Annotated in this window: 5 protein-coding genes and 1 pseudogene; all 6 read right to left on the bottom strand. The window is 72.9% G+C overall.

Features of this window, described 5'->3' with window-relative positions; genetic code table 11:
- Positions 1-41: 41 nt before the first annotated feature.
- Positions 42-2042, bottom strand: a complete 2001-nt coding sequence (gene rho / locus E1265_RS29590) for a transcription termination factor Rho (RefSeq protein ID WP_165953926.1) — start codon at positions 2040-2042, stop codon at positions 42-44.
- Between the two features lie 470 nt (positions 2043-2512).
- Complete coding sequence (thrB, locus tag E1265_RS29585; RefSeq protein ID WP_132934063.1) at positions 2513-3445, bottom strand: homoserine kinase; 933 nt, start codon at positions 3443-3445, stop codon at positions 2513-2515.
- 219 nt (positions 3446-3664) lie between these two features.
- Positions 3665-4744: a threonine synthase gene (gene thrC, locus E1265_RS29580; RefSeq protein ID WP_132934062.1), complete on the bottom strand. Its 1080-nt coding sequence runs from the start codon at positions 4742-4744 to the stop codon at positions 3665-3667.
- A 9-nt stretch (positions 4745-4753) separates the two neighbouring features.
- The gene (locus E1265_RS29575) at positions 4754-6046 is read right to left on the bottom strand and encodes a homoserine dehydrogenase (RefSeq protein ID WP_132934061.1); all 1293 of its coding nucleotides are present in this window, start codon (positions 6044-6046) and stop codon (positions 4754-4756) included.
- Between the two features lie 91 nt (positions 6047-6137).
- Entirely contained in the window at positions 6138-7529 is a 1392-nt protein-coding gene (lysA, locus tag E1265_RS29570; RefSeq protein WP_132934060.1) for a diaminopimelate decarboxylase, read from the bottom strand.
- A gap of 21 nt (positions 7530-7550) precedes the next feature.
- Positions 7551-8056, bottom strand: a pseudogene (locus E1265_RS29565) (DALR anticodon-binding domain-containing protein); the annotation flags it as partial.

Here is an 8056-nt window from a genome sequence, read left to right as displayed (position 1 = left end):
TGTATAAGAGACAGGATCCACACCGACCGACCAGCGGCCAGCTAGTCGCCGTTCGGCGCCGGCGTCGTCTTCTGGATCTGCAGCAGAAACTCCGCGTTGGACTTCGTCTGCTTCATCTTGTCGAGCAGCAGCTCGATCGCCTGCTGCTGGTCGAGCGCGTGCAGCACCCTCCGCAGCTTCCAGACGATGCCCAGCTCCTCGCTGCCCATCAGGATCTCCTCCTTCCGCGTGCCGGACGCGTCCACGTCCACCGCGGGGAAGATCCGCTTGTCGGCGAGCTTGCGGTCGAGCTTGAGCTCCATGTTGCCGGTGCCCTTGAACTCCTCGAAGATCACCTCGTCCATCCGCGAGCCGGTCTCGACCAGCGCGGTGGCCAGGATGGTCAGGGAGCCGCCGTCCTCGATGTTGCGCGCCGCGCCGAAGAACTTCTTCGGCGGGTAGAGCGCGGCCGAGTCGACACCACCGGACAGGATGCGGCCGGAGGCCGGCGCCGCCAGGTTGTAGGCCCGGCCAAGGCGGGTGATGGAGTCGAGCAGCACGACCACGTCGTGGCCGAGCTCGACGAGCCGCTTGGCGCGCTCGATGGCCAGCTCGGCGACCGTCGTGTGGTCCTCGGACGGCCGGTCGAAGGTCGAGGAGATGACCTCGCCCTTCACCGAGCGCTGCATGTCGGTGACCTCTTCCGGACGCTCGTCGACGAGGACGACCATCAGGTGGCACTCGGGGTTGTTGCGGGTGATGGCGTTGGCCACCGCCTGCATGATCATGGTCTTACCGGTCTTCGGCGGGGCCACGATCAGACCGCGCTGGCCCTTGCCAATGGGCGAGACGAGGTCGATGATGCGGGTCGTCAGCGCGCCCGGGTCGCTCTCGAGGCGCAGGCGCTCCTGCGGGTAGAGGGGCGTCAGCTTGTTGAACTCCGGGCGGCCACGGCCGGATTCGGCGGCCATGCCGTTGACGGAGTCGAGCCTGACCAGCGCGTTGAACTTCTCGCGCCGCTCGCCCTCGCGCGGCTGCCGCACCGCGCCGGTGACGTGGTCGCCCTTGCGCAGACCGTTCTTGCGGACCTGGGCGAGGGAGACGTAGACGTCGTTGGGGCCCGGCAGGTAGCCGGAGGTGCGGACGAAGGCGTAGTTGTCGAGGATGTCGAGGATGCCGGCGACGGGGATCAGCACGTCGTCGTCGGCGACCTGCGGCTCGGCGACCTCGTCGCGGCCACGGCGGCCACGCCGGTCGCGGTAGCGGCCACGCCGACCGCGCCGACCGCCGTCGAAGTCGTCGTCCTGGTCACGGTCACGGTCCCGGTCACGGTTGTCCCGGTCCCGGTCACGGTTGTCCCGGTTCCGGTCGCGGTCGCGGTCACGACCGCCCCGGCCCTGACCGTCCTTGCCCTGGCCCTGACCGTCCTTGCCCTGACCCTGCCCCTGGCCGCCCTGGCCCTGGCTCTGGCCGCCCTGACCGCCCTGGCCCTGGCTCTGGCCGCCCTGGCCGGCGCCGCCCTTTTCGCGCCGTCCGCGCTCCCGCTTGGACTGCTGCCGCTCGGACTGCCCGTCACCCTTGGTGCCCTCGGCGCGGCCCGCGTCGCCGGCCGGCGTGGGCTCGGCGCCGACGCGCTCGGGCTCGACGGCGGGCGCGGTGCCGTTGACGGCGGCCTTGGCCTTGCCCTCGGCGGCCTGGCCGGGAATCTCGATCTGCTGCTGAGCGGTGGCCTCGTCGCCCGTGCGCGCCCGGGAGGTGGCCCGGCGCTTGGGCTTCTCCGCAGCGGCGGGTGCGGCCTCGGCGGGCTTGGCCTCGGCGCTCGCGCCGCCGGAGCCGGCGGCCTGCTTCTCCTTGATGACCTCGATCAGCTGGCTCTTGCGCATCCGCGCGGTGCCCCTGATCCCCAGCTTGGCGGCGACCTGCTGCAACTCGGCCAGAACCATGCCTTCGAGGCCGGTACCGGAACGCCGACGCCGAGGCGCGGCGGTGGCGGCAGGAGCGTCCGTGGCGGACGCGGTGGCAGCACCGGCGGACTTGTCGGCGGTGTCGGCACTCACGCCCATCAGATCGGTGGTGTCGCTCACGAAGGGTCCTTCCCTGGAGCGGACGTCGGCCTGTCTGGCTCGGCGACCGGTCGTGCTGTCCGGCGTCGGCCCCGTACGTCGGGCCGGCCGGTGCGGTAATCCCGCCTGTGAACGCGGCGGAAGATCAGTACATGCTTGGTGCGGGGGGACGTCGCAGCGAACCGCCGCACCGTTCCGGAGCGTGCTCAGCACCGCCAGGCAGGCTGCTCAGGCTGATGATGGAGGCTCCCGGAAGAAGAGGTGGCCCCAGGATGTGGGACCCCGGAATTCCGCACGACGCCCACCTGGGCGTCTGATGCAGACATGAGATTAACACTACCGGACCCTGCGTTCATTCCCCCTCTCGGCGATCGATTCGGGATCTCCGGCGATCCCGGCTGATCTGCGGCGATCTGGCCAGATCGCCTGGCCTGGCACGCGACCCGCCGCCCGCTCGGCGCCCGGTCGCGTCACTGAGCGGCCCCGGCCCCGGCGAGCGGCAGCACGCAGGTCCCCGCCGTGTCCAGGTCGAGCCGGTTCGCCGTCCAACCGTCGCCGGCCAGACGGGAGATCTTGTCCGCCGCGCCCTCCTCGGCCAGGGCCAGCACGGTGGGCCCGGCGCCCGAGATGACGGCCGGCACGCCGTCGGCGCGCAGCCGGTTCACCAGGTCCATGCTCTCGGGCATCGCTGAGGCCCGGTACTCCTGGTGCAGCCGGTCCTCGGTGGCCGGGAGCAGCAGCTCGGGTCGCCTGGTCAGGGCCTCCACGAGGAGCGCGGCGCGGCCCGCGTTGCTCGCGGCGTCCACGTGGGGCACGGTGTGCGGCAGCAGGCCGCGCGCGGTCTCGGTGGCGAGTGGTTTCCCGGGTACGAACACCACGGGCGTGATCTGGGGCGACGGGTCCATTCGGATGGCGCGGACCGCGCCGCCCTCGCCCCAGGCGAGCGTGAAGCCGCCGAGCAGGCAGGCGGCGACGTTGTCCGGGTGGCCCTCGATCTCGGCCGCGAGTTCGAGCAGCGCGTCGTCGTCGAGCCGGGCCTCGCCCCCCGTGGTCACGGCGCGGGCGGCGACCAGGCCGGCGCAGATGGCGGCGGACGAGGAGCCGAGGCCGCGACCATGCGGGATGCGGTTGGCGCAGACGACCTCGAGGCCACGCGGTTGACCACCCAGCGCATCGAAGGCGGTGCGCAGCGTGCGGATCAGCAGGTTGCGCTCGTCGCGCGGGAGGGTGTCGGCTCCCTCGCCGGCGATGTCGACGTGCAGCCCCGCGTCCGCCACCCGGACCACGACGTCGTCGTAAAGCCCGAGGGCCAGACCCAGCGCGTCGAAGCCCGGCCCCAGATTGGCGCTGGTCGCCGGGGTGCGCACCCGCACGGCGGCGGCACGGAAGGCGGGATGGGCCATCGCTCGATGACTCTCCTTGGTGTGATGTGCGGCATGTCCCCCTCCTCGCACCGCGCCGGTGGACGGAACTGACTGTCCCGGGCGCTGACGTCTGGCGCGAGTGGTGCCCCACTGCGGAGGACGAATACCAGCCTATCGAAGGAAGGTTCAGACGCGATACAGGGCGGCATGGTGTCGCCCCTCACCCCGGCGACGGCCCCGCCGCCGGGGGCGTTCGCGTCACGCCAGGCCGAGGCGGGCGGCCGCCGCGTCCGCGTCGACCGGCACGGTGACCGGCCGGGGCGCGCCCGCGACCGCCCAGTCCGGGTCCTTGAGGCCGTTGCCCGTGACCGTGCAGACGATGCGCTGGCCGGGGTCGACCAGGCCCTGCTCGGCCGCCTTCAGCAGGCCGGCGACGGACGCCGCGGACGCCGGCTCGACGAACACGCCCTCGCCGGCGGCCAACAGCCGGTAGGCGGCGAGGATCTGGCGGTCGGTCACCTCGTCGATCAGGCCGCCGGACTCGTCCCGCGCGCGCTCCGCGAGCTCCCAGGAGGCCGGGTTGCCGATGCGGATGGCGGTGGCGATGGTCGACGGGTCCTTCACGGGCTCGCCGCGCACGATCGGGGCCGCGCCCGATGCCTGGTAGCCCCACATGCGCGGGGCGTGGGTGGCCGGGCCGTCCGCCGCATACTCGCGGTAACCCTTCCAGTACGCGCTGATGTTGCCCGCGTTGCCGACCGGCAGCACGTGGATGTCGGGCGCGTCGCCGAGCATGTCGACGATCTCGAACGCGGCCGTCTTCTGGCCCTCGATGCGCACCGGGTTCACCGAATTGACCAGCGCCACCGGGTACTTCTCCGACAGGCCGCGGGCCAGCGTCAGGCAGTCGTCGAAGTTGCCGTCGACCTGGAGGATCCGGGAGCCGTGCACCAGCGCCTGACCCATCTTGCCGAGCGCGATCTTGCCCTGCGGGACCAGCACGGCGCAGACCATGCCGGCGCGCACCGCGTAGGCGGCGGCGGAGGCCGAGGTGTTGCCCGTGGAGGCGCAGATGACGGCCTGCGCGCCCTCCTCCTTGGCCTTGGAGATGGCCATGGTCATGCCGCGGTCCTTGAAGGATCCCGTGGGGTTGGCGCCCTCGACCTTCAGGTGCACCTCGCAGCCGACCCGCTCGGAGATCCGCTGCGCGTGCACGAGCGGGGTGCCGCCCTCACGCAGCGACACCACGGGCGTCGCGTCGGTCACCGGCAGCCGGTCGCGGTACTCCTCGATCACGCCGCGCCACTGACGGCTGGTGCTGGTGGTGATGCTGCTCATGCGGTGGTCCTACTCCCCTTCGACGCGCATGATGCTCGCGACGCCATGCACGGTGTCCAGTCTGCGCAGCGCCTCGACGGTCCCGCTCAGCGCGGCGTCGGGCGCCCGGTGGGTGACGACGACGAGCTGCGCCTCGCCGTCCTTGCCGGTCTGCCGGACGGTGTCGATCGACACCCCGTGGTCGGCGAAGACCGTGGCGCACTGGGCCAGCACACCCGGCTTGTCAACGACGTCCAGGCTGATGTGGTAGCGGGTGACCACCTCGCCCATGGGGCTGACCGGCAGCCGCGCGTACGCCGACTCGCCGGGCCCGCGGCCGCCGGAGAGCTTGTTGCGGCAGGCCGCGACCAGGTCGCCGAGCACCGCGGAGGCCGTGGGCGCGCCGCCGGCGCCCGGGCCGTAGAACATCAGCTGGCCGGCCGCGTCCGCCTCGACGAAGACGGCGTTGTACGCCTCGCGCACCGAGGCCAGCGGGTGGGCGAGCGGGATCATCGCCGGGTGCACCCGGGCGGTCACCGAGCGTCCGTCCTCGGCGCGCTCGCAGATCGCCAGCAGCTTCACGGTGCAGCCCATCTTGCGGGCGCTCGCGATGTCGGCCGCGGTGACCTCGGTGATGCCCTCGCGGTGCACGTCGTCGAGGCGCACCCGGGTGTGGAACGCGATGCCGGCGAGGATCGCGGCCTTGGCCGCGGCGTCGAAGCCCTCGACGTCCGCCGTCGGGTCGGCCTCCGCGTAGCCGAGGGCCGTCGCCTCCTCGAGCGCCTCGCCGTAGCCGGCGCCGCTGGACTCCATGCGGTCCAGGATGAAGTTGGTGGTGCCGTTGACGATGCCGAGCACCCGGTTGACCTTGTCGCCGGCCAGCGACTCGCGCAACGGCCGCAGCAGCGGGATCGCGCCCGCCACCGCGGCCTCGAAGTAGAGGTCGGCGGCGTGTTTCTCGGCGGCCGCGTGCAGCGCCGGGCCGTCCTGGGCGAGCAGCGCCTTGTTGGCGGTGACGACGCTCGCGCCGGCCTCGAAGGCGGCGTCGATCAGGCTCCTGGCCGGCTCGATGCCGCCGATCAGCTCCACGACCACGTCGATGTCGCCGCGCCCCACGAGCCCCGCGGCGTCGGAGGTGACCAGGTGGGGGGCGACCCCGCCGCGCGCCTTGGACGGGCGGCGCACCGCCACCCCGGCCAGCTCGACGGGGGCGCCGACGCGGGCGGCGAGGTCGTCGGCGTGCGTCGTCATCAGGCGGGCCACCTGGGAGCCGACGACTCCGCATCCGAGCAGCGCCACCTTCAACGGCCGAGTACGCACCATTCGCCCTCGCCTTTCAGCTCACGTGTCGTATCCAGTCTCACGCACCCGCGAAAGATCCCCGCACGCCGGTTCACTATGCGGACGCTTCTTCTCAGCCGACGTCGAGACGCAGGAGATCCTCCTCGGTCTCCCGCCGCACGATCGTCCTGGCCCGGCCGTCCGCGACCGCGACGACGGGCGGGCGCGGGGTGTGGTTGTAGTTGCTGGCCATGGAGCGGCAGTAGGCGCCGGTGGCCGGCACCGCGAGCAGGTCGCCCGGGCCGGTGTCGGCCGGCAGGTAGGCGTCGCGGACCACGATGTCGCCGCTCTCGCAGTGCTTGCCGACCACCCGCGCCAGCATCGGCGGCGCCGTGGACGCCCGCGACGCCAGCGCCACCGCGTACTCGGCGTCGTAGAGCGCCGTCCTGATGTTGTCCGACATGCCGCCGTCCACGCTCACGTAGGTGCGCAGCCCCGGCAGCGGCTTGACCGTCCCCACCTCGTAGAGCGTGAACGCCGTCGGGCCCACGATCGCCCGCCCCGGCTCCACCGAGATCCGCGGCACCGCCAGGCCGGCCACCTCGCACTCCCGGCCGACGATCTCGCGCAGCGCCTTGGCGATCTCGGCCGGCCCCTGTGGGTCGTCGTCGGAGGTGTAGGCGATGCCGAGCCCGCCGCCGAGGTCGATCTCGGGGAGTTCGACGCCGTGCTCGTCCCTGATCCGCGCCAGCAGGCCGACGACCCGGCGGGCCGAGACCTCGAAGCCCGACATGTCGAAGATCTGCGAGCCGATGTGCGAGTGCAGCCCGAGCAGCTCCAGGCCGTCGTGCCCGAGGGTCCGCCGCACGGCCTCGGCCGCCGTCCCGCCGGCCAGCGACAGGCCGAACTTCTGGTCCTCGTGCGCGGTGGCGATGAACTCGTGGGTGTGGGCCTCGACGCCGACGGTGACCCTGATCTGCACGCCCTGCCGCACCCCGGCCGCCCGGGCCGCCGCCGCCACCCGCTCGATCTCCTCGAACGAGTCGACCACGATCCGCCCGACCCCGGCCTCGACGGCGCGCTCGATCTCGGTCGTCGACTTGTTGTTGCCGTGGAACGCGATGCGCGCCGCCGGCATCCCGCCGGCCAGCGCGGTGCTCAGCTCGCCGCCCGAGCAGACGTCGAGGTTCAGCCCCTCCTCGGTCAACCAGCGGACCACCGCACGCGACAGAAAGGCCTTACCGGCGTAGAAGACGTCCGCCTCCGACCCGAACGCCTCCCGCCAGGCCCGACACCTGGCCCGGAAGTCGGCCTCGTCGAGGAAGTACGCGGGCGTGCCGAACTCCTCGGCCAGCGCCCTCACCCCCACCCCCCCGATCCTGACCTGCCCCTCCTGGTCACGTTCGACGGTCCGCGCCCAGACCTTCTCGTCGAGCACGTTGAGATCGGCGGGCGGCGCCGAGTAGTGGCCATCGGGCAGCACATCGCCGTGCCTGGGGCCTGCCGGGTGCGCGGAACGACTCATGGAACTCTCTTCTCACACTTCTCAGACGTGTTCGGGTGCACTGACGCCCAGCTGGGTCAGGCCGTCGACCAGCACCATCCCGGCGGCCTGGGCGAGGGCCAGCCGGGCCCGGTGGACGGCCGAGGGTTTCTCGTCCCCCCACGGCAGCGCCCGCCGCATCGCCTCGCTCCCCCCGAACGCGTCCGCGACCCGCACCAACGACCGCGCCACCCGCGTGGGCTCGCCGCCCCACGGGTGCTCCCCGAGCGCCGCCACCAGCGCGTCCTCTCCCGGCACGCGCCCAGGCTCGGGCGCTAGGCCCATCCGGCCCGCCTCCCTGACGAGCGCCCGCGCTCGGGCCTGCGCGTAGCGCACCCGGAACAGCGGGTTCGCCTCCCGCTGCGCCAGCGACTCCCCGCCTCCCGCCACGGCGGCCCACCGCTCGGCGTCCCGCGCCGGATCCTCGGCCACCTCGCCCCGCCGCGGCCGCCGCAGGATCTCACCGACCAGCGCCACATCCGCCCCGTCCGCGAGCCCCACCTCGAGGA

The sequence above is a fragment of the Streptomyces sp. 8K308 genome, from assembly GCF_004348315.1.
Classification (GTDB): Bacteria; Actinomycetota; Actinomycetes; order Streptomycetales; family Streptomycetaceae; genus Streptomyces.
This window is presented reverse-complemented; position numbering and strand designations above follow the sequence as displayed.

Bases quoted from the DNA above. Each gene is read 5' to 3' on its own strand.
- rho (WP_165953926.1), bottom strand. From the start codon at position 2,042: ATGGGCGTGAGTGCCGACACCGCCGACAAGTCCGCCGGTGCTGCCACC.
- thrB (WP_132934063.1), bottom strand. From the start codon at position 3,445: ATGGCCCATCCCGCCTTCCGTGCCGCCGCCGTGCGGGTGCGCACCCCG.
- thrC (WP_132934062.1), bottom strand. From the start codon at position 4,744: ATGAGCAGCATCACCACCAGCACCAGCCGTCAGTGGCGCGGCGTGATC.
- E1265_RS29575 (WP_132934061.1), bottom strand. From the start codon at position 6,046: ATGGTGCGTACTCGGCCGTTGAAGGTGGCGCTGCTCGGATGCGGAGTC.
- lysA (WP_132934060.1), bottom strand. From the start codon at position 7,529: ATGAGTCGTTCCGCGCACCCGGCAGGCCCCAGGCACGGCGATGTGCTG.